This window comes from Pseudoalteromonas distincta (assembly GCF_005877035.1).
Classification (GTDB): Bacteria; Pseudomonadota; Gammaproteobacteria; order Enterobacterales; family Alteromonadaceae; genus Pseudoalteromonas; species Pseudoalteromonas distincta.
Map to the genome: position 1 here is coordinate 2,143,244 of NZ_CP040558.1, position 21,038 is coordinate 2,164,281.

Genomic DNA, 21,038 nt, shown 5'->3' on the forward strand with positions numbered 1-21,038 from the left:
CCAATTTGACGTTTTAATATTACCATAAGGTATACCAATTTTAACTTAACGGCATTACCAGTAGGTCAGGCAGGTTTTTTACTAGAATATATATAGATCTAAACTAGTCGATAAATGGGTAATGTAGGTTGAGAAAAGTGTGGTGATTATTAATAAATAATAAAAAAGCCCCAAATTTGGGGCTTTTAAAAGTTAACTGATTATTTGGTTACTTAATCGTTTTGTATTTTCCATGTAGATCCAACACCTACTTCAGATGATTGAATATAATGAAGACCTTTAGCACCCGCCTCTGCCTGAAGGCCTGCAGGGTCAGTTTCTAATAACGTACTTGCTGCTGTAACGTACTCAAGCACTTCTTTACCATTAGTTGCTGGGTCTTGGTCAATTGCACCATCAGTATCGAATGCGCCATTACCATTTAGTTTTCTAATTTCAACCCAGTCACCGCTTGCATCGCCTGATACTCGACTATCCATATAACCAAAGTTGTTACTTAGCAGCGAGCTGTCATGATTAATTAAGTCACAGTCATATTCAAAAGCATGGTCACTATCAAGTGTATTTGGGTAAAATAGGCCTTGAGTTGTAGCACTGCTGCTTATTGTATCTGCGTCTGTTTGATCACCTAAACCGTTTGCAATTAAATTTCCATTAAAGTTTATAACAAACGCATTTTTGGTCAGCCCATAGAGTACCGGCGCATTCGCTGCGGTTAACTCATCACAGTCAGCAACAGGAGCGCGAGAACCAATTTCCGTACTAAATACAATAGGTTGCTGTGAATTCAAAACCGTATTATTTGTTACATTTAGTGTAAAGTCGCCAGCGCTATCAAGCACAGCTTGGTTACCCGAGTTTGGCACACCGCCGTCAGCTTGCGAAAATGGATTTGCCGTAAATACAATACCGCCCGCTTCTTTATTACCAGAACGAATACCAGCAATGTAGTTGTTACTCACAGTATGACCAAGTGGTGTGATCAATACCCCAGCAGGTCTATCACTTGAGCTTGCAATATCTGTAGTACGAATAATAATGTTGTCTGTAACACTATTAAATCCACCATCTTCTAATGAAATACCACCATTAGGATTTACGATTGTATTGCCTTTGATGGTTGCGCCAGAAGTTTGTACACGCATTAAACGACGACCCGTTACAAAGTTTTCTACGCGGTTATACTGAATAGTAAAGTTTGCGTTATCAGCTGCACCACTACCCGTTGTACTACCTGCATTGATTAAGTATAAACTTGATTGATCAAAGTTTGGATTATCACTGTCACTAAATAAATTATATTGAATAACGTGATCAGAGCTTGATGATGATATTTTTATCACAGACCCTTTTTCTGCTACATTTCGATTAGAGAACGTATTTCGCTCAACCAACGCACTTTGACCTTTTATCATCAGCCAATGATATTCAGAGTTATTGAGTGTCGCTTCTTCTCCATCCATCGTGTTTTGCGAAAAAGTAAAGTTATCCCCTTCTGAGTAAATAACAGCACCTTCTTCGGTTTCACAAAATGCACCCGCTTTAGTATCTATATTCTTAAAGGTAAGCCCTGTTAACCCAGCGCCATCTACTCCAGCAGCTACATGCACACATACTTCACCACTAAGTACAGGAGTTTGACCTTCTACAGCGCGAAGCGTTACTGCACTGGTTAATAAAATTGCGTCCATATCAGCATAAACACCGGTGTTTAAACCAATAACATCACCGTCAGCTAAACCGCCACTTATAGCACCAAGGAGTGCTTCAGGGTTACTAACTAATTGAGTGTAAACCAGTGTATCAAGTGAGTTTGTAACCTCACTCGCAAAGCCATCATTATCTGTATACGTGGCTTTTACTGACATTATTGAGCCAGCGTAATCAGAAGGTGTAAATGTTTTACTATTGCTCCCTGCTATTTCAACGCCATCAGCAGACCAAGTATAAGTAACGTTTGCCTCTTCAACGCCGTTGTTATCAGTTATCTCAGCGGTTAACTCGCCAGTTGTTAAATAAGGCACTACGCCCATAATGGCTACGCTACCGGCTTCGTCAACCGCAATAGCAGAAACAGCAATTGTTTCCTCTGATGTATTATCCTCGATAAACCCATTATCATCTGTATAAGCAACCTGAACACTTATCTTTTGACCTAAAAGTGATGCATCAACTGTAAAGGTGCTCTCTATTGCGCCATCTATCTCTTGTGCGTCAGCAAGCCATTGATAAGTGATATCTCCTGTTGCCCCATCGGTATCAGCAACTTCTGCTGTTAATATATTACCAACGGTTGGCGTGCCACTAATTGTAACTTCGCCTTCTGAGTTTGTTCGTGCTACAACCTCTGTACCGGCTGAAGTTACAGACTCGTTAAACCCACGGCTATCTTCAAAAGATGCACTAACTGTAATAACTGTACCAAACTGTGCGTCTGTTAACGTAAGCGTTGAAAGTGCTTCATCTGCAATCTCTATGTCATCAGCAAACCATTTATAAGTTACTGTATCGCCATCAAAGCCATTTTCGTCAGCTACATTGGCTGTTAGTTGCGAACCAACTAGAGCGTCGCCCGTAATAGTTAAACTTGCAGGGAATGCGATTGCGGCAACATCTGCGGTTGGATCTGTAATATGCGATTCATTGATACCGCCATCATCGGTATAAAGCCCTTGAACTGTAATTGGTAACCCTATCTGATCGTCAGTCAGTGTAAACGAAGCGCTATTTGCACCAGCAATTGCCTCACCATCTGCATACCAGTAGTAAGTCACGTCACCTGAGATACCATCAGGGTCACTAACTTCAGCTGTTAATGTTTGTCCGCTTGTAACAGTTCCACTAAGAGCAATAGAGCCCAAGTTGTTGTCATTGTTGTTTGAGTTTGTGTCACAACCAACGATTGCTGCTGCAATAGCGCATAGCGCAAAATGTTTGAATTTCATGGTGGCTCTATTCTCCAAATTTATAGTTTTAATATTTGGCTATCTATTGTGTGTGTTACCAAATAAATCATGTGTTTATTACCAAATTCATTTAAATTGCAAATGAATTGTTAACCAACTTGGTAATATAACCACAATAAAATAAGTTTTTCCACTATCCCCACCTAATTAAATAACAATAAATAAACACCAAGTTAACCTTGGGCTTTTATTGTTGGTTAAAAATTGAATTCAATTGTGAAAAATAACGTTGAAGATACATAGCGTTATAGTAAAAACTTAGTTTTATATAGGGTTTAGTAGGTAATATTATTAAATATATGTGAAGTATTCTTATTTGAAGACAATAAGAAAAGAAGTGAGTTTGTATAAAGAGGATGATTTACAAAGAGAATTAAAATTAAGGGTAAAACAAGGGGCAATTTTCTTACCCCTTTTTTTGAGTGCTGTTTTATAACATGGCGTTATTATAAAACTCTACAGGCTCATTTGAACCCAAAGCAACAGGCACACGCTGGTGCAAGCTAGTTGGCGCAATATCTAAAATTCGCGTTCCTCTAGAGGTTGCTTTACCACCTGCGTTTTCAACTAAAAGTGCTAACGGGTTTGCTTCATAAAGCAGTCTTATTTTTCCGTTATCGTTACCACTGCGTTTATCTTGTGGATACAAAAATAACCCGCCTCGGCATAAAATACGATGAACGTCGCCTACCATCGCTGCATTCCAACGCATTGAGCTTTTTTCAAAGCTTTCACAGGTGTATAGCAATTTATCAAAATACACTTGAGTTGGTTCGTCCCAGTAACGGTAGTTAGCCATATTTACGGCAAATTCACGACTTTGTTCTGGTACACTTAACTGCTTATTTGTCAGTAAGTAACCGCCGTGTGTTGAGTCTAACGTATAACAACGCGTAGGACCGCCAGTACTCATTACAAGTAATGATGAAGGGCCGTATAACACATAGCCTGCACATACTTGATTTACACCGGGCTGACTAAATTGCTCGTCGCTGTCAAAAGGAACATCATCACGGGCTAAGTAAATAGTAAATATAGTGCCTATTTGCCCATTAACATCAATATTAGAAGAGCCATCTAACGGGTCAAAAGCAACAATAAACTTACCTTCAGGGTGGCCACCTACCGCATGATCTTCTTCCTCTGATGCAACAGATCGTACACTGCTATCATCAAGTAGGATGTCTTTAAGTAGTTGGTTTGCGATTACATCAAGCTTTTTTTGAACTTCACCTTGAACGTTTTCATTCAAAGTTGAGCCTAAAACACCGGCTAATTCACCTTGGCTTACTCGAAAAGCAATTTCTTTACTGGTCGCTAAAATTGTGCGAATAAGTAAAATAAGATCGGTATCTATACCGTCTTCTTTCAATACTGTATTTAATCTTTTCATGCGCTATACCTGTTTACACAATTTAGATCGTCAAAGCATTGCTCTAACCTTGCAACCATACTTTGCTCTGAATGACGCAACCATACACGAGGGTCATAGTATTTCTTGTTTGGCTTATCATCCCCGTCAGGGTTACCAATTTGCCCTTGTAGGTATGCTTGCTTGTCTTTGTAGTAATCTAAAATACCTGTCCAACACGCCCACTGCGTATCGGTATCAATATTCATCTTCACTACGCCATACGTTAAAGACTCTGCAATTTTACTGTACTCAGAACCACTACCACCATGAAAAACAAAGTTAATTGAGTTACTTGGTAGATTAAATTTTTCTGATACGTAAGCTTGTGAATCTTTTAAAATAGTTGGCGTAAGAACAACGTTACCCGGTTTATATACACCATGAACATTGCCAAAAGAGGCTGCAATTATAAAGTTAGGGCTAATACGACTTAAGCGTTCGTAAGCAAATGCAACATCTTCAGGTTGAGTGTATAAAGCAGAACTATCTAAGTGTGAGTTATCAACACCGTCTTCTTCGCCACCCGTGCAACCAAGCTCAATTTCAAGCGTCATACCTATTTTTGCCATACGCGTTAAGTAACGTTCACAGATTTCGATATTTTCTTCTAAAGGCTCTTCTGACAGATCAATCATATGTGAGCTAAACAATGGTTTGCCAGTCAGTTCAAAGTGTCTTTCACCTTCATCAAGCAAACCATCAATCCAAGGTAGTAGCTTTTTAGCTGCGTGATCAGTGTGAAGCATCACTGCTACTTCATAATGTGCTGCCACTGAATGTACATATCTTGCAGCACTTACCGCCCCAAGCACAGCTGATTGTTGCTCTGGTAAAGATAAGCTTTTACCACAAAAAAATTGTGCTCCACCATTAGAAAGCTGAACAATAACGGGCGAGTTTTTCTTTTTAGCAGCTTCTAGCGTCGCATTAATAGATGTTGTACTAACAACATTTACCGCTGGCAACGCATATTGATGTGTACGTGCATGCTCGTACACAGCACTTACTTCGTCACCAACGATTACGCCTGGTAGTATTGTTGGGGCTAAATAATTCATTTATGAAATCCTTTCTATTTTAAAGCCTGGATACAAGAATCAGTAATTGCTTGCCAATTTTCTTGTTCAACCCATTCTTTTTTCGCTATCCAAGTACCGCCAACGGCGAATACATTATTTAAAGAAAGATAGTCCATTTTGTTACTTTCGCTAACGCCACCTGTAGGACAAAAGCTGACTGCTCTAAATACTGACGACACAGCTGACACAAAAGGAGCGCCACCGGCAAGCGATGCTGGGAATAATTTTTGCTCTTCAAAGCCATATTCAAGCGCCATTAAAATATCACCGGTGTTTGATACACCAGGAAGTACCGGCACATTACATTTAGCAAGTGCTTCAAGTAACGCAGGAGACACCGCTGGGGTTACAATAAAATCAGAACCCGCTTCAAGTGCTTGCTCCAAAATATCAGTATTGATGACTGTTCCCGCACCTACTTTTAGCTCAGGCACCTGTGCTTTAATAGCTTTTAATGCCTCTATTGATGCCTCTGTTCTTAGCACTACTTCAACTAAAGTAAGCCCAGCATTGGCCATAGCTTTCGCTATTTGAACACCTTGCTCTGGAGTATCTGCTTGAATTATAGGTAGCAGTGTTTGTCCTGCCATAAGTTCAGAAAAGCGAGTCATAACGTTGTTCCTTTATAAAAAGTAATGCGGCCGAGGTATGGCGGCCTTTAATGTTTAATTATTTTGTTATACCAATTGCATTAAATTAATGAGCTATTATAGCGACAAGAAAATAGCTCAATAACAAGGCTAAAATTATGATACATAGTTGTTCTATATAAATAATTTTTAACGTAGTTAGTGAGTTATTTAATACGCTAAGGTGATCATGTTTTTAATAAAATTGGTATCAGATCCCAGCTTCAGCCATTGCTAGCTGAAATATATCTTTTGGAGCAATAGCACCTGGTTGCTGTATAACAGTCCCTGCCGCTTTTGCAGCAAGTTGTACAGCACTTGAAATTGATTTATCAGATAAACGTGCACCTAAGTAAACACCGTTAAAGGCATCCCCTGCTGATGTTGTATCTACAACGTTTTTGACCGGTACAATAGTGTGGCTTTGAAGCGTATCGCCCTCTTTTGTCACTACCGATTCAGGGCCATTTTTAACAACAATTTCTTCAATTTGGTAAGGTTTTAAATATTCAACAACTGCTTCTACGCTATGAACGTCATAAAGTGTTGTTAAATCTTCAACGCCTGGTAGAGTAATATCTGCAAACGTAAAGGCTAAATGATACTGCTCTTTTGTTTCCTCTACACTATTCCACAAACGTGCTCTGTAATTAGGATCAAAAACGATTTTAACCCCAGCATCTTTAAGCTGCTTTACCACTTTCCAAAAGTCTTCACGTGCACTTTCTTCAATTATTGCTAATGAAATTCCTGAAAAGAAAAACATATCACCTTGGCTAAGCTGCTCGAGTGCATCAGCATCTAAAAAATCAACAACCTTTTTAGCTGCAGAATCATTGCGCCAATAAATAAAGCTACGCTCACCATGCTCATCAGTTTCTATGTAGTACATACCAGGTACTTTGGTGTCGTGAGCAAATACAAGTTGCGTATTTATTTGTTCACTTTCAAAGCGTTCTAGCATTTTTTTACTTAAATTATCTTGACCTAAAGCCGTAACAACCGAAGTAGTAACCTGCGGGAAGCAACGTTTTAAATACACTGCAGAATTATAAACATCGCCTGCAAATGATTGGTGCAGTGTTGCCGCGCTCATAGCTCTAAGCTCGACCATGCATTCACCGATAAAGTAAATATTTTTCATCTTGGAAGTTACCCTATGTAGTTAACTGCTATGCACTTATACAAAATATGTTGGCATAGCAGTTATTATCTAGATTATTGAGGCTTTTTAAGAGGTTCTATTTTTGGAATTAAAATCCAAACAGCTGCCATTGCTATGATGGCTAAAGAAGCACCAATTACAAATGCTGGTGTGTAGTTACCATCAGCAGTAAGAAAAGGTACTAGCGATGTAAGACCTACAGCACCAAGCTTTGCCGCCATACCAGAAAAACCTGATAATGTACCCACTGCTTTTTTACCTAACAAATCACTTGGTAGTGTTTGCACGTTACCAATTGCAGTTTGAAAACCAAATAAGATAACAGCCATAATTAGTACTGCTGTTGTTGGTCCGCCTGGATTTGCCATTGCAAGTAGCGCTGGTAACATAATTAAACAACCCAGCGTAATAGTAAGCTTACGTGTTTTATCTGTATTCCAACCTGCTTTAAGCCTGTTTTGTGCCAATAAGCCACCAAACCAAGCACCAAACATAGCGCCAACATAAGGTACCCAACCATATATACCAATAGATTTAACATCCATGCCGTATACTTCGTTTAGGTAAATAGGGATCCAAAATACAAATAACCACCAAATTGGGTCAATTGCGGCAGAGGCAATGATTACACCCCAGCTTTGCTTACGAGAAAGTAACTCAGCAGTTGTAGGGTTATATTCCTCTTCGTCTTCACCAGTTACATCACCGTTGTCATCAACACGTCTTTGACCCGTTAAGATATATTCACGTTCTTCGTCAGTCAGCCAAGGATGTGAGCTAGGCGGTGCTTTAACTAAAATTAACCATGGAACTAACCAAAGGAAACCTAATGCACCAACAAAAACAAACACCATTTGCCAGCTAAAGTAGATAGTTAAATAAGCAATTAAAGGAATAGCAATAATGCCACCAATTGCGGCGCCAGAGTTAAAAATACCCTGTGCTAAAGCACGTTCTTTAGTAGGGAACCATTCTGCGTTACCTTTAGCTGCACCAGGCCAGTTACCGGCTTCTGCTACACCTAAGATTGCGCGAAAAATACTAAGACTAAGTACACCTTGTGCAAATGCATGCGCAACGGTTGCAATAGACCAAACACCTATTGATAGTACAAAACCGAAGCGTGTGCCCACCCAGTCAAATATTTTACCAAAGATTGCCTGACCAAATGCATAAGCAAATACAAACACAATAGAAATATTAGCGTATATTTGTTTGCGTTCTAGCGCTGATTCATCAGGAAATAAATCTTCAACAATGTCCGGCCAAAGCACACTAAGTGCTTGGCGGTCGATATAGTTAATAATGGTAGCTAGCGCTATTAGCGCTATAACCCACCAACGTAAGCCTTTAAGTTGCATAATTAATCCTCAAGAAAGTCTTCACGCGCTGGGCTAAAAGTATCAATCAGGATTCCGCCTGTTGGGCAGGTAGCTCCATGATCAGCAAATGGTGGGATTAAGCAGCTATCACCCGGTTTTAAGATTTTAGTTACGCCATCAATGTTAAAGTGAAACTCACCTTCAACAACATACGTTACTTGAGAATGTCTGTGAGCATGGTTATAACCAATAGCCCCTTTCTCAAACCAAATTTTAACAGCCATTAGCTCTTCGTTATAACCTAGCATTTGACGTTTTAGACCATTTCCTAAGTCTTCTATTTCGGTCTCGTTACCAAATGAAAAGTTTGCGCTTTGCTTTTGCATCCTATTTACTCCTGATTATTGTTCATCATATAAACGCCTAATCGGCCATTTAAAGTGAACTCTTTATTTTGATAATTGAATGTGTTTTTAGCTGATGTTTGTGCTTTATTAATAGCCACTAAATATGAGTTGCCTTTAATATCAAGTTCAACAAGTGTTAAATCGCCCTGCTGACTATATTCAAGCTTTGTAACTCGACTAACAGCTTCTAGGGTATATTCTTTACTTGGGTTGTACTCACCATGTGGCTCTAATACAGATATAAACTTATGTTGCTTTTGACCCTCAACACGACGAATAAAACCATTTTCGTTGCGTAAATTAAAGTGAGGGTCATTTGCGCCTATTTGAGTAAACAAGAAAGACTCATCACCTTTAACCAAGCTCGTTTGCGTATAAAAACGACCATTTTCGTTTAGCCACGTTACTTTAGCTAAACCACTTTGAGGTTGCGCTTGAGCTTTAAGCCATAAATGTTGGTAGCCATTTTTAGTACCTAGCGCAGACAGCTGTGCTGCATTTGCTTTTAACTCAAAGCTGGTATCGATAAGCTGACCTTTATAATGCAAAGGCAGGTCAAGCTGATGCGCTTTATTTGCAACAACATCAAATATATCAAGTGCAACTGTGCTTTGTAGTTCAGGTAAGTTAATAAGTGCAAGCGTACGCTCAAGATCAACGCCTTTATAAGCTGTGCTTATTTCGCCGCTTGAAACCGTGCCATATTCATTCGTTTCGAAAAAGTTAAGTGTAGGGTAATTACTATTTCCTACTTCAACATTTGCATTAAAATGCGTTGTTTCGTCAACCACTACCGTATTGTGCGCAACAGTGTGTTTAGCGTAAGTTTCGTTTTCAGGTAAATAACGACCGCCGTATTTAGCTTCTACATTTAGAAAACGTGCTGCGCCATAATCAGATACAATTTCATTTCCGTGGTCATAAAACTGCCATGTTAATTTATCAAAATGACCATGGCCCAAACCTTGTGCAGCAGGTTTAAACAGTAGCGCTTGATCGCCACCTACCTGCGTTCTCATTACAACTAAAGCACCTTGTTTACCGTCATTACCATCACCGAAGGCAACAGATTTAAACGAATAAGGTTTTGTCATGTTGTTATCAAGTGCTTGAGCTACTTTTAGCCCATCACCAGAGAGAATTATTTGGTCTTGTTGCTTAGCAATATCTAAATAACCTGCATCGTTGGTTAAGCCGTACGCTGCCGTTACACCATTTACTAACTCAATGGTATCGATGCCTTTACTTTTTATTGCATCGTTAATTGGGAAAAACAAACCGTTGTAGCTAAGTTGAATCGTCGTATCAATCGCTTTTAATAATATGCCATCGCGATATTCAAATATTTTTCGTTGTGGTTCGTTGTTTTCAATCGCTTTAGCAAACGTTACAAATGGTAATAGTGCAAAGCGTTGATAGTAAGGACCTTCGTTATAGTAACCTTGTGGTGAAAACAGCATCTCTAGCTGCTTAATAAAGCCACCCTTACCCGATTTTTCTAAATCGTATAATGATTTTTCTACCCACTCAGGTTCGCCTAATACATACCCTGCCATGCCAACACCCGCTGTTGCCCATGTTCCATGGTTATGTACTTTATTAAATGTAGACGGTTGTCCTACAGATGTGAACAACGAAACAGGACGGAGTAAGTCATTCTCGATTGTTTTAATATTATCGGCATTTAACGAGTCATAAATTAGATCATAAGCTTGTATTGTGTACACAAGCCACATTGCTTCATTTAGGCTTTGCCAAAAGAATTTCCCTGGGTTTTGCGAGTCCATTTTACGTTTTGGATGCAGACCAAGCGTTGGGTATAATTTTGCATACTCAAGCAACATATCACGTACATAGTTTGCGTATTTATCATCTTGGCTTAATTGATAAATAATGCCCGCGTTGTACATAAGTTGGTAATTCTTCTTATGGCGCTCATGTGTATAACCACCACCGCCATCTTTTGGAACGGGTACAGTGATAGGCTGTGCAATTTGTTCATCTACTTGCGCTTTTAGCGATTCAAACGCAGTAGCAAACTTTGTGCTACCTTTGCTACTAATTGCTTGGCGCATTTGCTTAACATCATCAGTAGTAATCACTAAGTTTGGGTGCGCTGCATGCGCCCCCAATGATGTAAGTAATGTAATTGCAGCTACAGCAGCTATTTTAAAACGTGTTTGGCATTTTAATAAGTACATAGTATTTACCCTGCCTTATTTAAAATGTTGTTATTTTTTAATACTGCCGTGTGTGGGCCTTTAACTCTTAACTCTTTAACGCTTGGTGCTTTAGTTGCATTAAATGTATTGCCTGAGATTTCAGTTTTAGGCTCGCCTACTGTGTGCTCTACAACAATAGGAGCAGATTTAACAAATTTATTATCTTTAATATTAGTAACCTGAACACCGTGAACATAAATGCTCGCTTGCTCTTTGTTACGCTTACCAAGGCCAACGTTATTAAGCGTGTTATTTGTCATTTCAAAATGAGGACCAAATGTACTTTCATCAGTGCCACCACGGTAAAGCTTAAGTACACCGCCTTCTACATTATTAAATGTATTATTATTTACAATGACGTATTCCGCGTTATAAACACCTAAGTCTTCAATTTCAGTATTTAGACGTAAAATGTCACCTGTTACTGTATTAAAGGTATTACCTGTAACAATAATTTCGTCAGCCATTGCACCTTTACCAGTGATAAAGAAATGGAATGAATGATTAATATCTAAAGCATTTAACTCTGAGTTGGTCATTACAAAGCGGTAATTATCAACCATACCCCATTTTTGCGTACGAACAATGCTGTTACCTATTGCATCTGGCGCGTTTTCACCTGAAATTGATAAACCATCTAGTTTTAAGCTGCCGCCATCATGTATTTCAAACAAGGTAGAGCGTTGAAAAGTAAGTTTAGACTTTGTGTTCTGCTTTGCTTTAATTGTCAACGTTTTATCAATTTTAACCAGTTTAGACACATCATACTGGCCAGGCGCTAGCTCTAGAACATCGCCTGACTCTGCATTATCAATAGCGTCTAGTAATGCACTTACATCAGCTTTAACAGAATGTGTCTTACCAGAATCAAAATCAACTAAAGCAGGTACTTTTGCATACCAACTAACACCGGTATCTTCTTTTTTAAGTACTTTTAAATCGCGCTTTGCACCTACATTTAAACTTTTAGATGTTGGGTAAAGTAGACCATTACTTGCTTTTTCAAGCGTGATCTTATCTTTTTTTACACCGTACGTTAGCTCAGAAAGCACTTTTTTATCTGCAATGTTGTTACTTAATACTAACCCACTTACATCGTCGAATGTTGTAAATGGCTGTTCACCATCTTGGTTTATGATTAAGTTGTTTTTCATTACGCTATTTTTTGGGGCTGCGCTACGCTCAGCATCGCTACCTGCAGCAAGTTGAATATGACGCACATTTATAAATGTGTTGTTTTCAATTGTCGCATTTTCTACTTGGTGATAACGATTAATAGATGAATTTGGTACGCCGTTCATCACAGTAAAACCACTGCCAAAACGATAGCCTGTTAGGCCTTGTAGGTAGTTATTTCTTACAATTTGATCTTTATTGATAACGCGGATACCACCTGTGTGATCAACACCATTACCAATGAAGATATTTTCTTCTATAAGATTGCCGTTACCATGGCGCAGCGTTAATGTACCGCGCGCTTCATAAAATACGTTATTACGAAGGATATTTTTACCTGATTTAACCGAAACAATTTCGACTTCACCATTGGTACGTTCAAAGTAATTATTTTCAACCAATGTATGCGAATCAGTTAGTGAGTAATGGCTTGTGCCAATACGCAGGGTTTCACCACCGTTAGAACCAAAAGTAGGACGGTAGCCAAAATAGTTGTTATCTATACGATGATAGTTTTCCTGGCTTGCTTTAGTGTTTAAACGAACAGCAACTGTCACACCTTTATTTCGTTTGCCAACTAAATGACTATGATCAAAGCGGTTATGTTGTCCATATAAGGCAACCCAATAATCAGACTCTCGTTTGTCTGGATTACTGTAATTATCGATTACTATTTGAGTAACTCGTGAATTGTAGGCTAATTCATTTTTATTTTTACGAAATTCTATTACAGCTGAGCTCGGTGTGTAGCCGTCTTTAAATACTAAACCAGAAGCTTCAAGGTATTTACCTGCAAGTCTTAGGTTAGATTGACCTGATAGAATTACTTTTCCGTTAGTTTCAGCGGTTAATATAATAGGAGAGTTTTTTGTACCTTGGCCTTCAAGTAGAATTTCGAAGTCAGACCAAGTACCATTTTTAAGTACTACTTTGTCGCCAGCAACTAGATTAGCTGCGATATCATTAAAAGCTTGTTTATTTTCTATAAAATAATCTTTGGCCGCTACTTGTGTGGATATGCAACCGATGAGAACTAGACTAAGCTTTATTGTATTAATCAAACGCATAGTTAACTCTTTTTCGTTGTGACTGAAAGTAGTGCTTCATCAGAATTAAAAAAAGCTGACATTGCACAAAGACTTTAGTCAATTGGTGTCATGTGTGTTAAAGCGCTTTAAGTTAAAGCTCAAAGCGCTCAATAAGGTCGAGAAGTATTACTTTTCTAACTTTTTGAAGTAATCAAAAATTTCAGGAACGTTACCTTGACCCATACCAGCGTCAAACGCTGCTTGTAGGTTAGCTGATGAACCTTCAGCGATTTTTGATTCAGTACCTAGGTCTTCTACCATTTGTAGGAAGTAGCCTAAATCTTTGTTTGCATTAGCAATCGAGAAACCAAGGTCGCTAACATTATCAACTGCATAGTTTTTACAAAATTGCATAAACGGTGAGTTAGATGGGCCAGTCGACATAATGTCGAAAAGTTGTTGACGGTCAACACCAGCAAGCTCTGCCACTGCAAATGCTTGTGACATAGCACATACTGTCGTCATGCCCATGAAGTTATTGATAAGCTTAGTTGTATGACCTGCACCTAGCTCACCAAGATGGAAAACGTTTTCACCTTGATCTTCCAGTACTGGTTTAACTTTATTGAATGTATCAATATCGCCTGCAGCCATAATGTTTAAAAGACCGTCTTTAGCATGTGCTGGTGTACGACCTAGTGGCGCGTCGATCATGCCTGCGCCTTTAGCTGCTAAATCAGCACCAATTTTTTTAGTAGATGATGGGATAGAAGTACCAAAATCAACTAATACTGCACCTTCTTTAATACCCGCTAGGATACCGTCTTCTGCGTAAACAATTTTTTCTACAACGGCAGACGTCGTAAGACAAAACATAACAATATCTGAACCTTCAGCTAGCTCTTTTGCAGTGCTTGCTGTTTTTGCGCCTCTAGCAACACATGCTGCAACCGCATCTTTGCTAAGGTCCATAACAATTAGCTCATAGCCTTTGTTTTGTAAATTTTCGGCCATGTTGCCGCCCATTAAGCCTAAGCCGATGAAACCGATGACTGGTTTTGACATGAATAACTCCTAAATATGTGGCGCATACTTTTATAAGAACAAGTAAAATTTACTCTATAAATACGCTGTGTCTTTTGTTTCAATTTGTAGAGTAACTTTAAGCTTGAGTTATTTATAAATTAACCTGTGCAAAACGTAACTCTGATTAATTACCAATACATTGTATTCACTCAAACCAAGCAACTTACCAATTGGTATGCAAAAACTGTATTACCATACAGCTTTTTTGTCAACCAATAAGTTAACCAAGCAAACGCCATATTTTTACATATCACACAACAATAAATTTAATAACCCTATAAAAACAGATAGTTATATAGCAAAGACACAATTAAGCAAAGGTTAACTTTTGTTGAACAATCAGTAACTTTTTTTATACTAATAGGTTGACCAATAATCGAGTACTGGTTATTTAAATATTCAAAATTTAATAAAATGATTCATTAATTGGTAATTTATAAAGGTCGAACTCAAACTGTTTTAAGCCCACTCTCATATTAAGGTTGTGATTTATATATAATGCCTACATATATGGCTAATACATATAAACCCCCTAAAACGCGCTTAATAATAGCGCTTAATTAAAAATACCCTTAACTTTGAATAAATAACTAAAGGAACTAAAAATGCGTTTATTACATACTATGCTTCGTGTAGCCGATTTGGATAAATCAATTGCTTTTTATACTGAAATATTAGGTATGAAAGAATTACGCAGAGCTGATAACAGTGAATACAGATACACTCTTGCCTTTGTTGGATATGGCGACGAAGCAGATAACACAGTATTAGAGCTAACTTATAACTGGGACGAGGATAGCTACGACCTAGGTAATGGGTATGGTCACATTGCTATTGAGTTTGATGATATTTACAAAGCATGTGCAGATATTAAAGCTGCCGGTGGCAATGTAAGCCGTGAACCAGGGCCTGTAAAAGGCGGTACTACTGAAATTGCTTTTGTAAAAGACCCAGATGGCTATGCAATTGAGTTAATTCAGAAAAAAGAAGACATGAGTAAATTTTAAATTACTTAACAACTAATTCAAGTTATAACAATTTGCTTAATGCCAATCTGCTTATATATGGGGTCTATTTAGCGTTAAGAAAATTACGCTAGAACTAGGCAAAAATTTTTGTATCTAGTTGTTCTAAATAAAAATTTTTAACGACGTTATAGTGCAATTTAATTCGTTAGATTGATCAAAGATTTATGCTGGTTGGTATAACTATGGAGAGGTTTAATTTTATTTATTGTTCAAATGGTTATGCAGATTGGTATTAAATAAAAGGTGCTTTGCAGCACCTTTTTTTAACGCAACTGACTATCTTTGCTACCACGCCTATTAAACGATTTAGCGCTGGCACCATTACCTTCTATTGCAGCTTGGCATGCAACACAGTAGCGAACTCCTGGTAGCGCCAGCCTTCGTGCTTGTGGGATTTTTTCATCGCACTCGTCACATAGCTCAGCACTTGCACCAGATATTAAATTGCTTCTTGCATACTGTACGGCGTCGTTAACACTTGCATCAATTTGATCTTGAATTGCACCGTCTCGTGCCCATCCACTTGCCATAAATCCTCCTAATAAAGTTGGATGTTTAAATTTATGCTACCAAATTGAATCTTTATAAGTACTGAATAATAAAGCTAGGCATGGGGAGTTATTTGAAGGTTTAAACTACAAAATTATATTTTATATCTAAAGAAAGACGCTGTAGTTGCTCCTTGTAATCTACTTTCAAAAAGCTCAACACTCTAAAATCAGGCAAAAAAAAGCAGCTAAAAAAGCTGCTTTGTAATTCTAATTATTTATTTAAATATTAAAGGCTGTAATCAACAACCTTCATGCCTAATTTTTCAAGCTCTGGGCGAAGTGTTTTAGCATCACCCACTACTAAATAAATCATATCTTTAGTGTTTAAGTGTTTTTTAGCTAAGGCGTTAACTTCTTCTTTGCTAATATTGCTAACAATCTCATTTCTTTCTTTTACAAAGCTAGGTTTTAAATCGAACTCTAATATTTGTGCTAAAAAGCCAAGTTTTGCATTAGGCGTTTCGTATTTAAGCGCATCTTTTTGATTGATAGCTTTACGCATAAACATAAGCTCTTCATCAGTGACACCGTTTTGAGCATAGTTATTAAGCTCATTAGTAAACTCTGTAATAGACGCTGCAGTAGAATCGGCTCTCACCGCTGCAGAAGCTGTAAAGCCACCTGATGTTTTATCACCCCAAAAACGAGAGCGAGCACCGTAAGTGTAGCCTTTATCTTCTCGTAAATTTAAATTGATACGGCTGTTAAACGTGCCACCAAATGCAAAGTTCATTAAGTTAGCTTTAAAAAACTCACCTGTAATGTCTTCAACCATATCGCGTTTACCAATACGAATTTCTGATTGAGGGGCATCTGGTTTATCTACAAGATAAATGACATTAGTTTCGACTTTAGGTTCGCTGAAATCAACAGTAACTGGGCTCGATTTACCTTGCCAGCTTGCAAGGGTAGCTTTAACCTTTGGCTCAATTGTTGACTCTTGTAAATCAGAAACAATAATGACTTGCGCGCCCTGTGGTTTAAAGTTTGCGTTATAAAAAGCTTTAACGTCATCTAATGTAATAGCCTCAATACTATTAAGCGTTCCAGTACTTGGAAGTGCAGCTATATTGTCGCCATATAGTAATTTGCTGTATGTATTAGATGCTAAATACCCTGCATCCTTCATTGAATGTTGAATATTTTGAATGATTTGCTTTTTATTACGCTCAAAGTCATCGGCATTAAATGCAGGTTTAAATAATTTCTCTTCAACAAGCTTTAGCGTTGCATCTACATTTTTGGTTAAGCTAGAAACATACACATTTGTATGTGTTTTATCTGAGTAGATACTTACCTGGCTACCCAGTTTTTCAAGCGCGTTACTCATTTGCTCTGTAGTGTAGTTTTGCGTTGACTCGCTCATTAACGATGCAGTCATTGACGATAAACCCACTTTACTAGCTTGCTCATTATACAAGCCACCCGGAACTTTAATGAAAATAGCGGTGGTTGGCGTTTCTGTACTTTGCGTACCTAATATTTTAATACCGTTTTCGGTCTTAGTTTGCCAAAGAGAAGGAACATCAACAGCAGGATTTGCGCCGGCTACAGGGTGAACACTTCGATCAAATGTATCAACAGCTCTTCGTGCCACTAAATCATCAGCTGAAGTTGTAGATGGACCTCCAAAATCATGCGCTTTAGGCGTAAAGTTGTCTGGGGCAGCTATAAGTTGAGTTTGACCTTCTGGCACAACACTCATAATAACGGCAGATTTACCTTTGATATATTGATTAAAAACACGCATAACATCAGCTTTTGTAACTTTGTTATAACGTGCAATCTCATCTTTAGCTGAGTTTGGGTTACCTGTAAACGTTTCAGATGCGGCTAGTTGAGAGACTTTTCCTGATACGCTTTGCAGACCAAAAATTGCACCTGACTCTATTTTAGCTTTTACTTTATCTAAATCATCTTGTGTAACGCCACGCTCTTCAAATTCAACAAATGAATCACGAATGATTTTTTCCATATCAGCTAACGTTTTCCCTGCTGTAGGATTTGGTAAAGCATAAAGACTAATTGAACACGCTAACTCTTGGCATGGATGATTTGCACTTGCTTGAACAGCAAGTTGAGTTTTAACTAGGTTTTTGTATAGTAGTGAATTATTACCTCCACCTAATATTTCAGCAAGTATATCAAGAGGTGCTTCATCTTCAGAGCGAGCATAAGTCGTTGGGAAACTCATGCTTAATAAAGGTAAGTGAACCTTATCTTCCATTGAAATATATCTATCGGCATCTAGTATTACAGCTGTTTTTTCAACTTTAGGTATTTCAGGACCTTTTGGGATTGGTGCAAAGTATTTAGTAACTAATGGCAGTATTTCATTAGCGCTGATGTCACCACCAATGGTAAGCGTTGCATTATTTGGTCCGTACCATTTTAAAAAGAATGCTTTTAAATCATTTACATTTACGCGATTTAAATCGTCCATAAAACCAATTACAGGCCATGAATATGGATGGCCGTCTGGATACATCGCTTGAGCAACACGTTCACCTAAACGACCATAAGGGCGATTATCAACACGTTGGCCGCGCTCATTTTTTACTGTTTCGCGTTGTACTTCAAATTTTTCTTGGGTTACAGCATCGAGTAAAAAGCCCATTCGGTCAGCTTCTAGCCACAACATCTTTTCTAATTGATTTACAGGTACTGTTTCAAAATAATTTGTTCTATCAGAGTTAGTAGTACCATTTAAGGTACCGCCTGCTTCAGATATTATTTTAAAATGTTCCTCATCAGCAACATTCTCTGATCCTTGAAACATCATATGCTCAAAAAAGTGAGCAAAGCCTGACTTACCCAACTCTTCGCGAGCAGAACCTACGTGGTATGTTACATCAACGTGTACTAAGGGATCTGAATGATCCTCATGCACAATTACAGTTAAACCGTTATCTAGTTTATATTTTTTATACGGTATGTTGATTTCACCTGCATTAGATTTCACTGATTCAATAAGTGTAACGCCAGGAATTGATGTTTCTGTAACAATATTTTTATCAACAGCTTGAGTTGAGCTATTACATGCAGCCAACCCTGATGCAAGTAAAACAGCAAGTGCAATTTTTGTGAGTTTCATTTTTTAGTCCATATTTAAATTAACTCAATGAGTTTAAAGACTAATTAAAAGTACAACAAGGAATATGGAGTGATTATGGGTTTGGTTTTGTAACAAAGTGTAAATAGATTGATATAAAAATGAAATGTAAAATGAGGGTATTAATTTGTAGTTTTATTCTAATAACACTGCACTTTCCTATCTAAGTAGTAAATGACATATCTAAGAGATTGGTACTCTTGATAACGTCGTGCAAAAAGAGTGTTATGTAACACTGCTTTATACAATACTTAAAATAGTAAGTGGCGTCCCCAAGGGGATTCGAACCCCTGTTACCGCCGTGAAAGGGCGGTGTCCTAGGCCTCTAGACGATGGGGACACATAAATGTGTCACTAGGACAACTGAATTTTTAGACTCGTTTCAGGCGAGCTTTCTTAATAACACTACACTTTCCTATTAAAAGAAGTAAGTAGCGCCCCCAAGAGATTAGTACTCTTGATAACGTCGTGCATAGAGAGTGCGGTGTCACACTGCTTTACACAATACTTAAAATAGTAAGTGGCGTCCCCAAGGGGATTCGAACCCCTGTTACCGCCGTGAAAGGGCGGTGTCCTAGGCCTCTAGACGATGGGGACACATAAATGTGTCACTAGGACAACTGAATTTTTAGACTCGTTTCAGGCGAGCTTTCTTAATAACACTTCACCTCCCTATTAAAAATAAGTAAGTGGCGTCCCCAAGGGGATTCGAACCCCTGTTACCGCCGTGAAAGGGCGGTGTCCTAGGCCTCTAGACGATGGGGACACATAAATGTGTCACTAGGACAACTGAATTTTTAGACTCGTTTCAGGCGAGCTTTCTTAATAACACTTCACCTCCCTATTAAAAATAAGTAAGTGGCGTCCCCAAGGGGATTCGAACCCCTGTTACCGCCGTGAAAGGGCGGTGTCCTAGGCCTCTAGACGATGGGGACACATAAATGTGTCACTAGGACAACTGAATTTTTAGACTCGTTTCAGGCGAGCTTTCTTAATAACACTTCACTTCCCTATTAAAATAAGTAAGTGGCGTCCCCAAGAGATTAGTACTCTTGATAACGTCGTGCATAGAGAGTGCGGTGTCACACTGCTTTACACAATACTTAAAATAAGTAAGTGGCGTCCCCAAGGGGATTCGAACCCCTGTTACCGCCGTGAAAGGGCGGTGTCCTAGGCCTCTAGACGATGGGGACACATAAATGTGTCACTAGGACAACTGAATTTTTAGACTCGTTTCAGGCGAGCTTTCTTAATAACACTACACTTTCCTATTAAAAGAAGTAAGTAGCGCCCCCAAGAGATTAGTACTCTTGATAACGTCGTGCATAGAGAGTGCGGTGTCACACTGCTTTACACAATACTTAAAATAGTAAGTGGCGTCCCCAAGGGGATTCGAACCCCTGTTACCGCCGTGAAAGGGCGGTGTCCTAGGCCTCTAGACGATGGGGACACATAAATGTGTCACTAGGACAGTTGATAAGTTTAACTCACATCATGAGCTTTAAGGTAATTGCGTTTAATACAAGTAAAGACTCGAGCTTTAATTGTGACGCTATTTTCTCGGTAAAACCGCCTTTAACTAATAAAAGTTAAGTGGCGTCCCCAAGGGGATTCGAACCCCTGTTACCGCCGTGAAAGGGCGGTGTCCTAGGCCTCTAGACGATGGGGACACAGAAAACTGCTACCCTAGGACAAAACACTAATTTTTGGTGGAGCCATGCGGGATCGAACCGCAGACCTCTTCACTGCCAGCGAAGCGCTCTCCCAGCTGAGCTATGGCCCCAACTTAATCAATACTCGTCGTGATAAACACATCGTGTATCGCTTAGTGCGGGGCGCATTCTATGCACCAC

At 38.7% G+C, this 21,038-nt stretch carries 13 protein-coding genes and 8 tRNA genes; 1 reads left to right on the forward strand and 20 read right to left on the reverse strand.

What is annotated here, in order from left to right; genetic code table 11:
• Positions 1-212 precede the first annotated feature (212 nt).
• From FFU37_RS09460 to FFU37_RS09505, 10 genes are all read right to left on the reverse strand, one after another.
• Complete coding sequence (locus FFU37_RS09460) at positions 213-2,945, reverse strand: poly(beta-D-mannuronate) lyase (protein ID WP_138489363.1); 2,733 nt, start codon at positions 2,943-2,945, stop codon at positions 213-215.
• A gap of 451 nt (positions 2,946-3,396) precedes the next feature.
• Positions 3,397-4,359, reverse strand: a complete 963-nt coding sequence (locus FFU37_RS09465; RefSeq protein WP_138489364.1) for a class 1 fructose-bisphosphatase — start codon at positions 4,357-4,359, stop codon at positions 3,397-3,399.
• The gene (gene fbaA / locus FFU37_RS09470) at positions 4,356-5,438 is read right to left on the reverse strand and encodes a class II fructose-bisphosphate aldolase (protein WP_138489365.1); all 1,083 of its coding nucleotides are present in this window, start codon (positions 5,436-5,438) and stop codon (positions 4,356-4,358) included. The genes FFU37_RS09465 and fbaA overlap by 4 nt, the downstream gene beginning before the upstream one ends.
• Positions 5,439-5,452: 14 nt before the next feature.
• Positions 5,453-6,070, reverse strand: a complete 618-nt coding sequence (gene eda / locus FFU37_RS09475; protein WP_002962275.1) for a bifunctional 4-hydroxy-2-oxoglutarate aldolase/2-dehydro-3-deoxy-phosphogluconate aldolase — start codon at positions 6,068-6,070, stop codon at positions 5,453-5,455.
• A gap of 229 nt (positions 6,071-6,299) precedes the next feature.
• A complete protein-coding gene (locus FFU37_RS09480; RefSeq protein WP_138489366.1) occupies positions 6,300-7,232 on the reverse strand; it encodes a sugar kinase in 933 nt (310 codons plus the stop codon).
• 74 nt (positions 7,233-7,306) lie between these two features.
• Positions 7,307-8,614 (reverse strand): MFS transporter, encoded by a 1,308-nt coding sequence (locus FFU37_RS09485; RefSeq protein ID WP_138489367.1) that lies wholly within the window; start codon positions 8,612-8,614, stop codon positions 7,307-7,309.
• Positions 8,615-8,616: 2 nt separating this feature from the next.
• Positions 8,617-8,961, reverse strand: coding sequence for a cupin domain-containing protein (locus FFU37_RS09490; protein ID WP_002962963.1), 345 nt, complete (start codon positions 8,959-8,961; stop codon positions 8,617-8,619).
• A 5-nt stretch (positions 8,962-8,966) separates the two neighbouring features.
• Positions 8,967-11,183 carry a heparinase II/III domain-containing protein gene (locus FFU37_RS09495; protein WP_138489368.1) on the reverse strand — a complete coding sequence of 739 codons (2,217 nt, stop codon included), beginning with the start codon at positions 11,181-11,183 and terminating at the stop codon, positions 8,967-8,969.
• 5 nt (positions 11,184-11,188) lie between these two features.
• A complete protein-coding gene (locus FFU37_RS09500) occupies positions 11,189-13,447 on the reverse strand; it encodes a polysaccharide lyase 6 family protein (RefSeq protein ID WP_138489369.1) in 2,259 nt (752 codons plus the stop codon).
• Positions 13,448-13,594: 147 nt separating this feature from the next.
• Positions 13,595-14,473 (reverse strand): NAD(P)-dependent oxidoreductase, encoded by an 879-nt coding sequence (locus FFU37_RS09505; RefSeq protein WP_002962960.1) that lies wholly within the window; start codon positions 14,471-14,473, stop codon positions 13,595-13,597.
• A 626-nt stretch (positions 14,474-15,099) separates the two neighbouring features.
• Here FFU37_RS09505 and gloA point away from each other — a divergent pair.
• On the forward strand, positions 15,100-15,501 hold the full coding sequence (gene gloA / locus FFU37_RS09510; RefSeq protein ID WP_024594782.1) for a lactoylglutathione lyase: 402 nt from the start codon (positions 15,100-15,102) through the stop codon (positions 15,499-15,501).
• Positions 15,502-15,785: 284 nt separating this feature from the next.
• Here gloA and FFU37_RS09515 read toward each other — a convergent pair whose 3' ends face one another.
• From FFU37_RS09515 to FFU37_RS09560, 10 genes are all read right to left on the reverse strand, one after another.
• The gene (locus tag FFU37_RS09515) at positions 15,786-16,052 is read right to left on the reverse strand and encodes a DksA/TraR family C4-type zinc finger protein (protein ID WP_002962957.1); all 267 of its coding nucleotides are present in this window, start codon (positions 16,050-16,052) and stop codon (positions 15,786-15,788) included.
• A 247-nt stretch (positions 16,053-16,299) separates the two neighbouring features.
• Positions 16,300-19,167, reverse strand: coding sequence for a M16 family metallopeptidase (locus tag FFU37_RS09520; protein WP_039489400.1), 2,868 nt, complete (start codon positions 19,165-19,167; stop codon positions 16,300-16,302).
• Between the two features lie 282 nt (positions 19,168-19,449).
• Positions 19,450-19,525 (reverse strand) — tRNA-Glu (locus tag FFU37_RS09525).
• Positions 19,526-19,706: 181 nt separating this feature from the next.
• Positions 19,707-19,782: transfer RNA gene (locus tag FFU37_RS09530), tRNA-Glu, on the reverse strand.
• Positions 19,783-19,875: 93 nt separating this feature from the next.
• Positions 19,876-19,951: transfer RNA gene (locus tag FFU37_RS09535), tRNA-Glu, on the reverse strand.
• Between the two features lie 93 nt (positions 19,952-20,044).
• Positions 20,045-20,120 (reverse strand) — tRNA-Glu (locus FFU37_RS09540).
• A 182-nt stretch (positions 20,121-20,302) separates the two neighbouring features.
• A tRNA-Glu gene (locus tag FFU37_RS09545) sits at positions 20,303-20,378 on the reverse strand.
• A gap of 181 nt (positions 20,379-20,559) precedes the next feature.
• Positions 20,560-20,635 (reverse strand) — tRNA-Glu (locus FFU37_RS09550).
• Positions 20,636-20,779: 144 nt separating this feature from the next.
• Positions 20,780-20,855, reverse strand: a tRNA-Glu gene (locus FFU37_RS09555).
• 37 nt (positions 20,856-20,892) lie between these two features.
• Positions 20,893-20,968: transfer RNA gene (locus tag FFU37_RS09560), tRNA-Ala, on the reverse strand.
• Positions 20,969-21,038: the final 70 nt, after the last annotated feature.

Coding starts and splice junctions, on each gene's coding strand:
- FFU37_RS09465 (WP_138489364.1), bottom strand. CDS start 4,359: ATGAAAAGATTAAATACAGTATTGAAAGAAGACGGTATAGATACCGAT.
- FFU37_RS09495 (WP_138489368.1), bottom strand. CDS start 11,183: ATGTACTTATTAAAATGCCAAACACGTTTTAAAATAGCTGCTGTAGCT.
- FFU37_RS09460 (WP_138489363.1), bottom strand. CDS start 2,945: ATGAAATTCAAACATTTTGCGCTATGCGCTATTGCAGCAGCAATCGTT.
- gloA (WP_024594782.1), top strand. CDS start 15,100: ATGCGTTTATTACATACTATGCTTCGTGTAGCCGATTTGGATAAATCA.
- FFU37_RS09480 (WP_138489366.1), bottom strand. CDS start 7,232: ATGAAAAATATTTACTTTATCGGTGAATGCATGGTCGAGCTTAGAGCT.
- FFU37_RS09485 (WP_138489367.1), bottom strand. CDS start 8,614: ATGCAACTTAAAGGCTTACGTTGGTGGGTTATAGCGCTAATAGCGCTA.
- FFU37_RS09520 (WP_039489400.1), bottom strand. CDS start 19,167: ATGAAACTCACAAAAATTGCACTTGCTGTTTTACTTGCATCAGGGTTG.
- eda (WP_002962275.1), bottom strand. CDS start 6,070: ATGACTCGCTTTTCTGAACTTATGGCAGGACAAACACTGCTACCTATA.
- fbaA (WP_138489365.1), bottom strand. CDS start 5,438: ATGAATTATTTAGCCCCAACAATACTACCAGGCGTAATCGTTGGTGAC.
- FFU37_RS09505 (WP_002962960.1), bottom strand. CDS start 14,473: ATGTCAAAACCAGTCATCGGTTTCATCGGCTTAGGCTTAATGGGCGGC.
- FFU37_RS09490 (WP_002962963.1), bottom strand. CDS start 8,961: ATGCAAAAGCAAAGCGCAAACTTTTCATTTGGTAACGAGACCGAAATA.
- FFU37_RS09500 (WP_138489369.1), bottom strand. CDS start 13,447: ATGCGTTTGATTAATACAATAAAGCTTAGTCTAGTTCTCATCGGTTGC.
- FFU37_RS09515 (WP_002962957.1), bottom strand. CDS start 16,052: ATGGCAAGTGGATGGGCACGAGACGGTGCAATTCAAGATCAAATTGAT.